Genomic DNA, 15,280 nt, shown 5'->3' with positions numbered 1-15,280 from the left:
GGAGAGGAGTTAGGAGTGAGGGGAGAGGAGTTAGGAGTTAGGAGACGAGTTGAAGCCTAGTTCCTCAGCGACGATTTGACTGAGTTTTGTGGCAGCTCCGGGTTGGCCTCGAACGTTGCGGAGGCGATCGCGGATTTGTTGCAGTTGCTCAGGATGCTCTAGCCAGTCTAAGGCTAAGTCTGCAATTTCTTGTGGCTGCACGATGCCCACTTTTTCTGGCACGATTTGCTCCTGTGCCCAGATGTTAGGCCAAGCTAGCAGCCGAGGTTTGCTAAGAAACCACCAATTGATCAGTTTGGCGAAACTGCTGCCAACCCCAGGCAAGTTAACTAGTAGGCCAGGGATGCCGCCCCAAGCCCGCATAGCATCCGCTTGCTGCATGGGAATTAGCACAATCATGGGAACAGCGAGAGATCCTAACTCGGCAGTGTTTGCGCCGACTGTAGTCAGGCAAAGCTGGCATTGGGAGAGTAGGTCGTAGGCAGGGAAATCAGTCCGCAGTTCTACTTGAACTCCTGCTGCGGTTTTCAAATAAGGTTGTTGACCTGCTTCTGGCACCACTAAGTGCGCCCCTACACCACCAAATAATTGTGAAATTGGATTTTGCTCAGGATCAGCAAAGCGAGCTAGGGTTTGCAGACTGAGGGTAGGTGCCACGGGAATGACGAAGCGAGTTTGGGGCCGAATCGCGTGAATGCGCTCCGCGATCGCCAAGGTTAACGGGACGCCTTGAGCTAACTTGGCTGGTTTCGACCCTGGCAACAAGCCGATCAGTTCTGTGCTTTTCCCTGTGCTTGCATCTGTTAGATGGCTCTTGGGTCGCTCGAAGGTGCCTGCCTCTGCCATTAAGTCACCCACGACGGTAAATTTATGGGCTTGAGCGGGGGGAGCTTGAGCAGCAATTTCCGGTTTCATAACTCCAAAGCGATCGATCCAGCGCAGCCAACGAGCATCCCACTCGGCGTAGACTACAGTTCGGTACCCCAGCCGCTTACCGATTACTACGGGAAAGAACTGGTCGCCACCCAGAAACAGCACTACCCCGCGATTACGCCAGTCCCAAGCGTCTACAGTTTTACCAGACAGCAAAAACGCAGCGAAATGCTCAGCTGCCTGGACTCGGTCAACTTCTGGATAGCTCTGCGCGATCGCCGCTTCTTGACCGCTAGCATTGGGGCAAGGAGATAAAACAACCGAAATCCGCACTTGGGCACGCTCGTCTCCTAGTTGCGCTCTCAATGCCCTAACCACAGGTTTCACCCAGGTGGCTAACTCTCCGGGGCCATTGGAGAGAATCAAAATATCAACAGCAGACACTAATTTGCTTCTCCTGCTTTTAGTGCTTGGTTAGCTTGCGTCAAAGTCCCTCCTCTTAGGATAAATTTTTCCTAGAGCGACTTTGATGACTCTATTTGATCCACCTACGGGTGTGGGTGCGATCGCTTAGCTTCAAGTCAATTTCAATTTAATCCATTCCGTTTGTACTTCTTTGTGCATGTCTAGATAGGGATCGTAAGCCATGACAGACCTAATCACTGGATCTAAACGGGGAGACATTGCCCAAGTAGAAACCTTACTGGCTCAAAAAGCAGACGTGAATGCTCAGGATGAGGAAGGCTCAACAGCTTTAATCGCAGCGGCAGAAGCAGGGCATGCGGATGTCGTTGCCGCTCTGCTGAACCAAGGCGCAGCAGTCAACGCTCTAGACCGAGATGGCTGGTCTGCCTTAATGGGTGCGGCTGCGGCTGGGCACCTCTTGATTGTTCAATTGCTGCTCAATAAAGGTGCAGAAGTCAACGCTAAAACCAGTTTTGGTTTGACAGCGTTAATGAGCGCTGCTGCTAAAGGCCATCCGGAAGTTGTGAAAACTTTGTTGGCCAGTGGTGCTGATATTAATGCTAGAGATAACCATAATTGGACTGCTTTTGTTTGGGCAGCGGAGGAAAAGCAGACTGAGACGATGGAGCTGCTAAAGCAAGCCCGTAAAGGTTCCTAGCACTGTCGTAAACTAAATAACTAGTTAAATAAGTGGTAGTTCGACTAAATTTTAGTCAAACCATGCAAATCAGTGTTTTCCTTCCTGCATCCGGTTAATCAACATAGAAATCAAGAGCTTTAAGAGCCACATAATTAATGAATTAAATGAGGATCTTCTAATGTATTAATTACTTAAAGCCCTGCTAAAAATAAATCATTCAAGCAAATTCAACAATTAAAAAATCACGAAGCTATTATTTATTTCGAGAAACAATTATTGCTAATCTAGGCAACTTGAGCAACGCATTCCGCTCCTGTAGGGGTTTTGCTACTTTGGTGCGATCCCTCAATAAAATTTTATAGGATAAAAATTAAGAAATATTAAAAATACGTGAGTGCTTGCACTTACCTATTGTAAATAAATGTAAAGAAAGTTCTCAGTTTTTTTATCAAATTGTGTCAGTTAGTCGTCAAACTGCTCACTTGGTAAGGATTTTCTGGTAAAAACACTCATGGGTCACTAATTTGTCTCACCGTGCAAAACTTCGCCTCTATACCTAGCGCTGGTTTTGGCAAGGCATGTCTAAGATGAGGCACCTTTGGTGAAACAAGCCCAAGTTGTCCTGTGAGTGGCTGAAAGGCGAATGGGTAGAAAGCTGGAGTTATATCCTTCCCCAGCCGATCCCTAGTGATGCCAATAAGAGAACACGTATAACAAGGAGCCCAACCGCATGTTCACCCACGTCAAGCCCACCGTTCGACACATTGCGCCTGACAACATCCAAGGACGCTCTCTGATTAAGGTGGTCTATGTCGTGCTAGAGCCGCAGTACCAGAGTTCTCTCTCGGCAGCGGTTCGCTCTATTAACCAGAACAATCCCAATGTGGCAATCGAGATCAGCGGCTATTTGTTGGAAGAACTCCGCAGCCCTGAGAATCTTGAGGCGCTTGAGCAAGATGTCGCCAACGCCAATATTTTCATTGCGTCACTGATTTTTATTGAAGAGTTGGCAGAAAAAGTGGTTGCGGCAGTAGAACCGCACCGCGATCGCCTAGATGTGGCCGTGGTCTTCCCTTCCATGCCAGAAGTCATGCGTCTGAACAAAATGGGCACCTTCTCAATGGCGCAGTTGGGCCAGTCAAAGAGTGCGATCGCCCAGTTCATGCGGAAGCGCAAAGAAAAAGCTGGCTCTGGTTTCCAAGACGGCATGCTGAAGCTGCTGCAAACCCTGCCCAAGGTGCTGAAGTACCTGCCAATGGACAAGGCACAGGATGCCCGCAACTTCATGCTTAGCTTCCAATACTGGCTCGGCGGCTCTCAGGAAAACCTAGAAAACTTCCTGCTGATGCTGAGCGATAAATACGTCGCTAAGAGAGTAGGTCAGCAGAGCTTCGCGCCCTTGCAATACCGCGATCCTGTCACCTACCCGGATATGGGCATCTGGCATCCGCTCGCCCCTGCCATGTACGAGGATGTCAAAGAATACTTCAACTGGTACAACAGCCGCACCGACATTTCTGCCGACCTCAAAGATCCGTTGGCTCCTTGTGTAGGTTTGGTGCTGCAACGGACACACCTAGTGACAGGCGACGATGCTCACTATGTGGCGATGGTGCAAGAACTGGAGTGCATGGGCGCACGGGTAATCCCTGTGTTTGCAGGTGGTCTGGATTTCTCTAAGCCCATCGATGCTTACTTTCAAGACCCGATCGCCAAATCCACGATCGTTGATACTGTCGTTTCTTTAACTGGATTTGCGCTAGTCGGCGGCCCCGCACGGCAAGATCATCCCAAAGCGATCGAGTCTTTGAAGCGCTTGAACCGTCCCTACATGGTGGCGCTACCGTTAGTGTTCCAAACCACCGAAGAATGGCAAGACAGCGACCTCGGTCTGCACCCAATTCAAGTGGCGCTACAAATTGCCATCCCAGAGCTGGATGGCGCGATCGAGCCAATTATTCTCTCGGGTCGCGATGGTGCGACAGGTAAGGCGATCGCCCTGCAAGACCGAATTGAAGCAGTGGCTCAGCGGGCGATGAAGTGGGCCAGCCTCCGCCGCAAACCCAAAGTAGACAAGAAACTAGCGATCACCGTTTTCAGCTTCCCACCGGACAAAGGTAACGTCGGCACTGCTGCTTACCTAGATGTCTTTGGCTCCATCTACAAAGTGCTGGAAGCCATGAAGCAGAACGGTTACGACGTACCAGAATTACCTGAGTCCCCAGAAGCGTTGATGCTAGAGGTGATTCATGATGCTCAAGCTCAGTACAACAGTCCTGAACTCAACATCGCCTACAAGATGTCGGTTCCTGAGTACGAGGAGCTAACTCCTTACCACGAGCGTTTGCATGAGTCTTGGGGACCTGCACCCGGACACCTCAACACCGATGGTCAAAACCTGCTGGTCTACGGCAAGCATTTTGGCAATGTCTTTATTGGGGTACAACCAACCTTTGGCTACGAAGGTGACCCGATGCGGTTGCTGTTCTCCCGCTCTGCTAGTCCTCACCACGGCTTTGCTGCTTACTACACCTACCTAGAGCAGATCTGGAAGGCCGATGCAGTGCTGCACTTCGGTACCCACGGCTCTCTGGAGTTTATGCCTGGTAAGCAAATGGGTATGTCGGGTGAGTGCTACCCTGACAACTTGATCGGCACCATCCCTAACCTCTACTACTACGCGGCTAACAACCCTTCGGAAGCCACGATCGCCAAGCGCCGCTCTTATGCCGAAACGATCTCTTACCTCACCCCTCCTGCCGAAAATGCGGGCCTCTACAAAGGGCTAAAAGAGCTAAGCGAATTAATTGCTTCTTACCAAACCCTGAAGGATAGCGGTCGCGGCGTCCCCATCGTCAACACGATTATGGACAAGTGCCGGATCGTCAACTTGGACAAAGATATTGCCCTGCCCGATCAAGATGCCAAAGATATGACGGCAGAGGAGCGGGATAACATTGTGGGCATGGTCTACCGCAAGTTGATGGAGATCGAATCGCGCTTGCTGCCCTGTGGCCTGCATGTGATTGGTAAGCCACCCACTGCGGAAGAAGCGATCGCCACTTTGGTCAATATCGCCGGACTCGATCGCCCGGAGGAGGAAGTCAAGAGCTTGCTGCGGATCATTGCTGAGAGCATTGGTCGCGACATTGACGACATCTATAAGAACAGCGATCGCGGTCTGCTCGAAGATGTGCAACTACTCCAAGACATCACCCTGGCTTGTCGAGCGGCTGTCGCTGCCTTGGTGAAAGAGCAAACCGATGCTGATGGCCGAGTCTCTAAAGTTTCGGTGCTCAACTTCTTCAACATGGGCCGTAAAGAACCTTGGATTGAAGCGTTGCAGCAAGCAGGCTATCCCAAAGTCAACGGGGACGACATCAAGCCCCTGTTCGAGTACCTAGAGTTCTGCCTCAAGCAAATCGTGGCAGATAACGAACTCGGTGCCTTGCTCAAAGCCCTCGAAGGTGAATATGTCCTTCCTGGCCCCGGTGGTGATCCCATTCGTAACCCGGATGTACTACCCACAGGCAAGAACATTCACGCCCTTGATCCCCAATCCATTCCCACAACAGCAGCAGTACAAGCCGCTCAAATTGTGGTCGATCGCCTGTTGGATCGGCAACGAGCAGAAAACGGCGGACAGTGGCCCGAAACTGTATCCTTTGTGCTCTGGGGAACAGATAACATCAAGACTTACGGCGAATCCTTGGCGCAGGTCATGCTGTTGGTGGGGGTACGGCCTGTCGCTGATGCTCTGGGACGGGTTAATAAGCTGGAGATGATCCCGCTAGAAGAACTCGGTCGTCCTCGCGTGGATGTGGTCGTGAATTGTTCTGGGGTGTTCCGTGACTTGTTCATCAACCAAATGAACCTGCTCGATCGCGCCATCAAGATGGCTGCTGAAGCGGATGAACCTCTAGAGATGAACTTTGTTCGCAAGCACGCCATGAAGCAAGCCGAAGACATGGGCATCAACCTGCGTCAAGCAGCGACTCGCGTGTTCTCGAATGCTTCTGGCTCTTACGCAGCCAACGTCAACTTGGCTGTAGAAAACAGCACTTGGGAAGCTGAATCTGAACTCCAAGACATGTACTTGGCCCGCAAGTCGTTCGCCTTCAACTCCGATAATCCGGGGATGATGGAGCAAGATCGCAGTTTGTTTGAGTCAGCCTTAAAAACGGTGGATGTCACCTTCCAAAACCTGGACTCCTCTGAGATCTCTCTCACAGATGTGTCCCACTACTTTGACTCCGACCCCACCAAAGTTGTGGCGCGGCTCCGGGGCGATGGCACAGCACCTGCTTCCTTTATTGCAGATACCACCACTGCTAACGCTCAAGTGCGGACTCTCTCAGAAACCGTGCGTTTGGATGCTCGCACTAAGATGCTGAACCCCAAGTGGTACGAAGGGATGCTCAGCCACGGTTACGAAGGCGTGCGGGAACTCTCCAAGCGTTTGGTAAACACGATGGGTTGGTCGGCGACCGCTGGTGCAGTGGACAACTGGATCTACGAAGATACCAACGCCACGTTCATCCAGGATGAAGAGATGCGGAAGCGGTTGTTGAATCTCAACCCCCATTCGTTCCGCAAGATGGTTTCCACACTGCTGGAAGTTAACGGTCGCGGCTACTGGGAAACCAGCGAAGAAAACCTCGATATGCTCCGCGAACTGTATCAAGAAGTGGAAGACCGCATTGAAGGAGTTGAATAGCTAGCAAGCTGTTGAGTCTTTAAGTGCATCAAATAACTAGTAAAACTGAATGAGTTAATCAGGACGGGGGAGGCTTGCAAATAGTCTCCCTTTTTTCGTAGGGTGCTGTGAGCGATAGCATCATGCACCGTCTCTCAATTAATTCGCTATTTCTGGTGATTCGTGCGTTACAGCTGCGCCTAGCACACGCTACCGCGTTACTCTTGGGTTATGTAGGTCGTTTCTCCTCAGCGATCGTGCCATGACTAGCTTTACGGTTGACTTCAGTTCGGTAATTGACCTGACGGACGAGCAGTTTTATCAGCTCTGCCAGAAAAACCGTGATTTGAAATTTGAACGCTCTGCGGTTGGGGAATTGATCATCATGGCACCTACGGGAGGAGATACGGGAAGAAGCAACTTTGAAATTGCGGTTGAGCTAGGGATTTGGAATCGACAAACAAAATTAGGAGTGGCTTTTGATTCTTCCACTGGTTTCAAGTTACCGAACGGTGCCAATCGCTCTCCTGATGTGGCTTGGGTGCAGCAAGCGCGATGGAATGCTCTGACTCCTGAGCAAAAAGCAGGGTTTATTCCTCTCTGTCCAGATTTTGTGATTGAGTTGGTATCGCCCAGCGATCGCTTGACCACAGTACAAGAAAAAATGCAGGAATATTGTGAGAATGGAGTGCAGTTGGGTTGGTTGATCGATCGCAAATCTCAGCAAGTGGAAATTTACCGCCCCGATCGCGATGTGGAGATTCTAGAATCACCTTTAAAGCTTTCAGGAGAAGGGATATTGCCTGGGTTTGTACTCAGTCTTGATTCTATTTGGTAAAAGAGCGATCGCTTGCATTGCCTCTTCCTGGCCCAACTTCCTAGTTGACCTTAACTTGAGCAGGTAGACGCTGCCATCCTGTGCCCTCATAGCCAAAGTTAAATAGATGGGGATGCAAAATCTCCGCCAGGATTTCTAGGGAATCTACTAATCGAGGCCCAGGACGGTTGAAATATTGATTGCCATCTGTAATGTAAACATTGCCTGCTTGCACTGCTCGTAACGTCGGCCACTCTGGATGTTTAGCTAAGGCGATCGCATCTTGATGAGTGCGTTCCAAGTCATAACCGCAAGGCATCAAAATTATCACCTCAGGGTCGGCAGCTACTAAGGCATCCCATTGCAACCAAGGCGAGTGCTGACCCACAACACCAAATAGGGACTGACCTCCAGCTAACTCAACCAACTCAGGTATCCAATTGCCTGCGGCCATCAACGGTTCGGCCCATTCGATACAAGCAACCGTGGGGCGATCGCTGAGAGCTTGTGTTTTGGTAGCACAAGCCTCTACTCTGGCTTGTAGTTGAGTCAGGCTAGATTGGCTCTCAATCCCCAAGGCGATCGCCACTCGTCGGATATCGTCCCAAATATCCTTTAACGTATTCGGTTGTAGCGAAATAATTTGTGGTTGAGTCTGGGTCAGCGTAGCCACAGCTTGCTCAACGTCGGCTAAATTGACAGCGCAGACTTCGCATTGAGCTTGGGTCAAAATATGAGTCGGCTTTAACTGCTCTAGAACCTCAGTTTTGACTCGATAAACACTGAGTGCGGATTGGAGCAAGTCAGTCACGCGATCGTGAATTTCTGCACTCGTACCCACTGGGTTAAATTTAGGTTCTGTGCAAACTGGGCGAGTTCGAATTTCTGCCGGGTAGTCACACTCATGCGATCGCCCCACAATCTGATGCGTCAAACCTAGCTGAGCCAAAATTTCTGTGGCACTCGGGATCAGAGAGACAATTCTTAGTTCCATATCAGCCATCAGGATTGACTCTAAACGCTGTTATCAACCATAACTCTAAATAGTTCATGCCGAAACGCGGTGAGTTTTGATCCTTAAATAACGCCAAAATTGTAAAAAGGCTGCTAGTTTCGAGAAGTAGGATGAGGATGTTTTCACTAGTTTAAGGGATTGCTAGAAAGTTGCTCAGGACTTAATGTTGCAACATGGTTTCACCCAAAAGTTTGATTTTACTAACTTTCGATTGAATTATGAGCGAGCGCAAACAAGCTGAATGGCAGCAGACAGAGCGCGATTGTTTACTGCGTAATATAGCGTTGCGAATTCGGCGATCGCTGAGTTTAGATCAAATTTTGGCGACAACCGTTGTAGAAATTCGCCAATTCTTGCAAACTGATCGTCTTTTAATCTACCGCTTTGATTCGAATCAGAATGGAACTTTAGTGGCTGAGTCAGTATCTCCTGAATGGTCGTTGTACCCAGCAAGAAAAAGTCATTCGGTTTGGCAATCAAGCTCAAATTTAAATACAGAACTGAATCAAAACCAGATTATTAATGATACTGCTGAGAGCAATTATGCAGTTGAGTTTTTGCAATTGATGAACCAGTTGCAAGTTAAAGCAAAGCTAGTAGTGCCAATTTTTCAGGCTGATGCTGCCTTTGCCAATGAACCAGTAGAAGTAGATACTACCAGTACTGAACAATCATCTACTACTCAAACTGATGAACCAAATCAGGAGCAATCGTGGGGATTGTTGGTAGCCCAACAGTGTTCCGAAGCGCATTTTTGGCAACCTGATGAAGTAGAGTTTCTAGAGCAAGTAGCGACTCTAGTATCAATTGCAGTGCGACAGGCTGAATTGTTCAATCAACTGCAACAGCAAGCACAACGCGAACAACTGCTGAATCAGATCAACCGAGCCATTAATTCAACCCTTGATTCTGAGCAAATCTTAGATGAAATTACTCAGTGTCTCGGTCGGTATTTTGCGGTCGATCGAGTGATTATCTTTCAGTTTCAGGCTAGTTTTATTCAAGTATTAAATGAGTGGCGAGTGAACCCTGAGATTGGGTCAATGTTGAGCTTTCAAGCACCTGTATCTGTATGGCCTGATCTGCTAGATCCAGATTCCGAATTTTATCATCGACGTGTTTTTCATGCCCCTGATTACGCAGCAAGAAACGTCACTATACAGCGGGTTCAGCAGTATCACATTTCTGTACTCAGTGCTCCTATTTTTATTCAGGATGCCTTGTTTGGTGGTATTGGTTTGCACACTACAAGTGATTACCGCCAATTCACCACAGATGAGATTTCGCTTCTAGAGAAAATTGCTGAACAAGCTGCGATCGCGCTTTGCAAAACTAAAAACTTAGTTTACTCTAAAACTCAAGAATTAGAAGTAGAGAAACAAATTTCTGAAGCAGTTAATCAAGCCAAGACTGAATTTTTAAGCACGATGAGTCATGAGCTTCGTACCCCTCTAAATGCAATTCTAGGATTATCTCAACTGCTACAAAAACAAATTTTTGGTTCCTTAAATGACAAACAGCAAGAATATATATCTTGCATTCATAGCAGTGGTGAACATCTCTTATCTCTGATTAATGACATCTTAGATTGCTCTAGGATTGAGGCAGGTTATGAAGAGTTAAGCCTAGCCCCTATTTCAATACCTGAACTTTGCCAGTATTGTCTAGGCACAGTTAAAGAGCAAGCGTTAGCGAAAGGGCTACAGCTAGTTAGCACAATTGACAGTCAAGCTAAGACCTGCGTTGCCGATGAACGGCGCTTAAAGCAAATGCTGTTGAACCTGTTATCTAACGCTGTTAAGTTTACGTCTGTAGGCCAAGTCTCACTGTCCGTCTGTAAGCAAACAGATGATTTTATATTTACTATTGCTGATACAGGCATTGGTATTGACGAGGCAGAAATTCCTTTGTTGTTTCAACTCTTTTCTCAAGTAGATGGTGAGCTGAACCGACAATACGAAGGAACAGGTTTAGGTCTGGCTCTAACCCGTAAACTCGCCCGTCTTCACGGTGGCGATGTCACAGTCACTTCTACCTTAGGTTGCGGTAGCCAGTTCACCCTCTGTCTACCAGATCTATCACTTACTAGTCATGCAACTTCTTTTTCATCTTGACGTGCAGAATTCCTGCTTCTTCAAATACATCTCCAACCTGAGTGAAACCCAGCTTTTGATACAGATCTTTGACATAAAACTGAGCATGCAATTGTACTGTTTTAACTTTAGATTGGGTGAGAAATTCCAGTGCAGCCTCCATAATTCTGCGGCCAGTCTTTTGTCCCCGGAATTCCGGTAAAACTGCTAGCCGTTCTATTTTGACAGTTTGCTCATCTAAATACCGTAGTCTGGTAGTGCCGATAGGCTGCCCATCTATGGAAGCCAAAATATGCTGGCTCTTTGGATCTAATCCATCAAAATCAAGTGCTGGATCAACTTTTTGTTCAACTTGAAAAACCAAGTATCGAATCGCTTGAATCGACACCTGTGCTTCGGTGTAGGTCACAATTGTCAGCTTCAGGTTTTCCATCAGTGATTAGCCAAAGCTTCGGATGATGGCTTAATCTACTCCTTCAAGTGGCGCAAACCCTTGACGTTGGATGTTTTCCGTAATTGCATAGGGTTCTAAGAATTGCAGTAGATAATCAGGGCCGCCTGCCTTAGAGCCCACTCCAGAGAGCTTAAAGCCGCCAAAGGGTTGCCGAGCCACGATTGCACCTGTAATGCCTCGATTAATGTACAAATTGCCCACCTCAAACTCAGCCTGAGCTTGCTGAATGTGAGAAGGAGTGCGGGAGTAAAGACCGCCTGTGAGGGCAAATTGCGTGCCATTCGCGATCGCCACAGCTTCCGCAAAATCCTTAGCCCGAATCACAGATAGCACAGGGCCAAAAATTTCTTCTTGAGCGATCGCGGCAGTGGGAGCTACTTCACTAAAAACAACAGGCCCGACAAAATACCCTGTGTCTGGAGTTGGCATTTCCAAAGCAACTTGGGCTTCAGATTTGCCTTGCTCGATATAACTCTTGATGCGATCGCGAGCCGTGGCATCAATAACAGGACCGACTTGAGTACTAGGATGAGCCGCATCACCTACATTCAGCGATCGCGTTGCTTCTACTAGCCGCGCCAAAAACCCCTCGTAGATTGGCTCCACCACAATGACTCGTGAGCAAGCAGAGCATTTTTGGCCGCTATAGCCAAAGGCCGATTGCACAACCCCTTGCACCGCTTGGTCTAAATCAGCGCTCTCATCAATAATGATGGCGTTTTTGCCACCCATCTCAGCGACCACCCGCTTGAGGTGTCTTTGTCCTGGCTGCAAAATGGCAGCATCTGCATAAATGCGGCAACCCACCTCTTGAGATCCAGTAAACGTAATCATGTGGATATCGGGGTGCTTCACCATATAAGCGCCAACCGTTGAGCCTTTAGCTGGCACGTATTGAAAAACGCCTTTAGGAATGCCCGCCTCTACCAAAATCTCTGTCAGCTTGGCAATAATCACCGAGGAGACCTCGGCAGGCTTGAGGAGAGTGCAGTTACCTGCAACTAAAGCTGCTACAGCCATTCCGGTTGGAATTGCTAAGGGGAAATTCCAAGGAGAAATGACCAAGACAATACCTCTAGGTCGGTAGTGGTAGCGATTGGTTTCACCTGCTAAATCGTAGCTATGCCCCGGTTCCAACCGCTCCATCTCATCGGCGTAGTAGCGGCAGAAATCGATCGCCTCCGAGACTTCACCATCTGCTTCCCGCAAGGGCTTGCCAACTTCCAGCACAATCCAAGCGGCTAGCTCAGCGCGTCGTTGAGTGAGCAAATTGGCAGCTTTGCGAAGAATATTAGCTCGTTGCTGAGCAGGAGTACGTTGCCAAGCGGGGAATGCTGCTTTGGCTGCTGCGATCGCCTCATCTGCTTGAGCCTGGCTCATTAAGCCAATACGGCCAATCACTTCTGTAGGGTTAGAAGGATTAACAGAATATACCTGAGCTTCTGTCTGTTGATACTCACCCTTGATTAAGGGCCAGTAGGTTCTGCCTAACTGCTGCTTCACCGTGGCAATCGCCTGCAAAGCAGGTTGCCGTTGAGCTAAATCAGCATAGTCGGTGTCAGGGACATTCTGAAAATGAGCTTGATGAGTAGAAACTGGAAGTGACGCAGTGCCTGCTTGGTCCGCAGTTGTCACTTGTGGAGGTGCCAAAAGTTCTGCACTCGGTCGCTCTTCAAGGTTTTGTCGCAGGAAGGAACTGTTAGCAGTATTTTCCAGCAGACGACGAATCAGGTAAGACATCCCTGGAATCAAGTCACCATAAGGACAATAAACTCGTACTCGATATCCCTGCTCAACCAGAGCTCTGGCAAATTTATCTGCCATGCCGTAGAGCACCTGCAATTCAATCCGTCGCCGAGGAATCTTGAGAGTTTGGGCGATCGCGATTGCATAAGCCTGCGATCGCACGTTGTGGCTCCCGATCGCTGCATAAAGATACTCGTGGTTTTCTAGCAGGATGCGCGTCAAGTTCTCAAAGTTAGCATCTGTAGAAGATTTGTCCTTGTAAACAGGTTCTGGCCAATCTTTTTGCGCGGCTTTAATGATCTCCTGATCCCAATAAGCACCTTTGACCAAGCGCACTGTGACTGGATACCTGCGTTCCTTGGCCCAAGCAACTAAATCTTGCAAATCTTGTGCACTATCTCGCAAATAAGCTTGCAGCGTCACCCCGATATCTGTACGACTGCGAAACTCCTCTTCCATCAAGATTTGCTTCAGAATCGCTAGGGTCAAATCTTTATAGACATACTGCTCCATATCAAAATGAATAGCGGCTCCCACCTCTTTCGCTCGTCGTAAAAGAGTCCGGATGCGATCGCTCACTTTGGCTTCGCTACCTTGAGCATCCAACGGATCAAATTGGGAATAAAACGCGGTCAGCTTGACTGAAACCTGAACTTTATCAAGTTCCTCTCCCTCGGCTTGGTCAATTGCCTCTACTCTCGGCCAGGTTTTGGCAGCATTACTTAACTGGGTAATCAAGTCTAAATAGCGATCTAAATAGGATTGTGCTTCTACTTCTGTGATCACCGCTTCACCGAGCAAGTCAACGGTAAAAGCCATCTTGTCTTTACGCAGTCGTTCGATCGTTTTTAGGACTTGCTTGACGCTTTCTCCGGCTATGTATTTATGCGCCAGAGTTTCTACCGCAGTTGAAACGGTTGTGGCTGCGACTTGCCCTGGTAGTGAGTCTGGACTGGCAAAGTTGAGCAAGCCTTTAAGCGCCACTGGCAACTCTACGGTTGGATCACCCAAGTACTCTTGTAAATGTCGAGCAATCTCAGTTTTGCTACGCAGGGAGGGCAAGCAGTCAATGAAACGAAAGAGTTGTACCCGCAACCCAGGATTACTCATAGCCCAAGCTAGCAACTTGTCATCCCAGCGCATTTGGTCGCGCATTTGGGCAAAAAAGGAGCGACTCTCTCGTGATGCTGTCAACAGTTGTTGGGCGATCGCTTGGGTCAGTTGTTCTAATGCTTGAACTTGAATTTCGTCGGCTCGACTGGAGATGTGGACAACCATAGATACAAGGCTCCCATTTGGCCAAAAGCTGCGGGTACGATCTCTCTACTTCCTATTGTGAGCGCTGAAATGCAAATGCGCTGGAAGCTTCGTTGTTACTCTAGGACTAGTTGGCTCACCAGCCTGTGCTCTACTTAGCAAACCGCCGACAGAGCTGTTAGCCACAAAGCTGCATCAGTTAAAAATTGCTCCCGATCTGCGTTGTAACGTCGGAGAATTAACAATTTTGCGATCGCCCGCCATCTCTAAAGAGCTACAGCAAAAAGTTCTGCTAATTCACGATCGCCTGTGCTCAGAGTACGGTTGTCCCATCCCGTTCTTTCACGATCTAGATCCCCTAAGTGAGTTGGTTTCAGCGCTGTTATCTCACCGGACTCGAAACGCTGATTCAGCCCGTGCCTTCAAACAGTTAACCTCACGCTTTCCGGATTGGTCAGCCGTGCGAGATGCTCCAACTCAAGAGATTCAGTCAGCGATCGCACCTTGCACTTGGCCAGAACAAAAAGCCCCTCGTATTCAGCAAATCCTGCGCTTAATCAGCGAGCGTCATAATGGCGAGCTATCCCTAGACTTTCTAGCAGAGTTACCAGTCACCCAAGCAAGGGCATGGCTAGAGTCGCTACCTGGGGTAGGCCCTAAAACCAGCGCAGCCGTATTGTTATTTAGTCGGTTGCGTCGCCATGCCTTACCCGTAGATAGTCACCATCATCGAGTAGCCGTGCGACTAGGTTTGATCCCAACTAATACTGCCGTGGGACCAGCGCATGCTCTCCTAGAAGCTCAACTTCCTCTCGATTGGAACGCTCAGCAAGTCTACGATAATCACGAAGTTCTGATGCTACACGGTCAGCGCTGCTGCTACTACCGAAATCCTGCTTGCGATCGCTGCCCAGTTTTAGACCTTTGTCTTTTTGGCCAAGCTAGGGCTCAGTGAACTGAATTCCCTTTCAATGCTTGAGTGAAAATTTTTTGGTTTAGATAAGGTAGGCGATCGTGCTCTCAAGCCTAAGAAAATCGCTAAGGCCTTTTCAGGGAAGGGCATTTCCAGCCCTTCAAAAAAATCTTCTATCTCCCCCCTTGACAGCTACCAGTGGACTTCGTTATATTGGCTAAGCGGTCGAGGGAGAAGGGGCGCGGAAGCGCACCGAATCAGTCGGCCCCCGCACCTAGAAAAGAGAATAGTTTGAAAGCCAAGATAGCACC

General features: G+C 48.7%; 10 protein-coding genes. 6 read left to right on the top strand and 4 right to left on the bottom strand.

Annotated features, from left to right (window positions below; all coding sequences use genetic code 11):
- Positions 1-30 precede the first annotated feature (30 nt).
- Positions 31-1,317 (bottom strand): glycosyltransferase family protein, encoded by a 1,287-nt coding sequence (locus tag NDA01_RS18020; protein WP_348229035.1) that lies wholly within the window; start codon positions 1,315-1,317, stop codon positions 31-33.
- Positions 1,318-1,519: 202 nt separating this feature from the next.
- Between NDA01_RS18020 and NDA01_RS18015 the strand changes: the two genes are divergently transcribed.
- The 4 genes from NDA01_RS18015 to NDA01_RS18000 all read left to right on the top strand — a co-directional run bounded on the left by NDA01_RS18015 (position 1,520) and on the right by NDA01_RS18000 (position 7,512).
- A complete protein-coding gene (locus NDA01_RS18015; protein ID WP_348229034.1) occupies positions 1,520-1,996 on the top strand; it encodes an ankyrin repeat domain-containing protein in 477 nt (158 codons plus the stop codon).
- 712 nt (positions 1,997-2,708) lie between these two features.
- Complete coding sequence (locus tag NDA01_RS18010) at positions 2,709-6,695, top strand: magnesium chelatase subunit H (RefSeq protein ID WP_348229033.1); 3,987 nt, start codon at positions 2,709-2,711, stop codon at positions 6,693-6,695.
- Positions 6,696-6,802: 107 nt separating this feature from the next.
- Positions 6,803-6,940: a hypothetical protein gene (locus NDA01_RS18005; protein WP_348229032.1), complete on the top strand. Its 138-nt coding sequence runs from the start codon at positions 6,803-6,805 to the stop codon at positions 6,938-6,940.
- Positions 6,937-7,512, top strand: a complete 576-nt coding sequence (locus NDA01_RS18000) for a Uma2 family endonuclease (RefSeq protein ID WP_348229031.1) — start codon at positions 6,937-6,939, stop codon at positions 7,510-7,512. The genes NDA01_RS18005 and NDA01_RS18000 overlap by 4 nt, the downstream gene beginning before the upstream one ends.
- 40 nt (positions 7,513-7,552) lie before the next feature.
- Here NDA01_RS18000 and NDA01_RS17995 read toward each other — a convergent pair whose 3' ends face one another.
- A complete protein-coding gene (locus tag NDA01_RS17995; protein WP_348229030.1) occupies positions 7,553-8,494 on the bottom strand; it encodes a cobalamin-binding protein in 942 nt (313 codons plus the stop codon).
- Between the two features lie 230 nt (positions 8,495-8,724).
- Here NDA01_RS17995 and NDA01_RS17990 point away from each other — a divergent pair, with 230 nt between their 5' ends.
- Positions 8,725-10,620, top strand: a complete 1,896-nt coding sequence (locus tag NDA01_RS17990; RefSeq protein WP_348229029.1) for a sensor histidine kinase — start codon at positions 8,725-8,727, stop codon at positions 10,618-10,620.
- Here the strand turns inward: NDA01_RS17990 and NDA01_RS17985 are convergent.
- Complete coding sequence (locus tag NDA01_RS17985) at positions 10,592-11,032, bottom strand: GNAT family N-acetyltransferase (protein ID WP_348229028.1); 441 nt, start codon at positions 11,030-11,032, stop codon at positions 10,592-10,594. The genes NDA01_RS17990 and NDA01_RS17985 overlap by 29 nt on opposite strands.
- A 30-nt stretch (positions 11,033-11,062) precedes the next feature.
- Positions 11,063-14,077, bottom strand: a complete 3,015-nt coding sequence (gene pruA, locus NDA01_RS17980) for an L-glutamate gamma-semialdehyde dehydrogenase (RefSeq protein ID WP_348229027.1) — start codon at positions 14,075-14,077, stop codon at positions 11,063-11,065.
- Positions 14,078-14,303: 226 nt separating this feature from the next.
- On the opposite strand from pruA, the gene NDA01_RS17975 reads away from it, so the two are divergent.
- Positions 14,304-15,011 (top strand): endonuclease III domain-containing protein, encoded by a 708-nt coding sequence (locus NDA01_RS17975; RefSeq protein ID WP_348229026.1) that lies wholly within the window; start codon positions 14,304-14,306, stop codon positions 15,009-15,011.
- The last annotated feature ends 269 nt before the right edge of the window (positions 15,012-15,280 follow it).

Source organism: Trichocoleus desertorum AS-A10 (genome assembly GCF_039962155.1).
GTDB lineage: Bacteria > Cyanobacteriota > Cyanobacteriia > FACHB-46 > FACHB-46 > Trichocoleus.
Note: the sequence above shows the minus strand (reverse complement) of the source record. Positions and strands in the feature narration are given on the sequence as shown.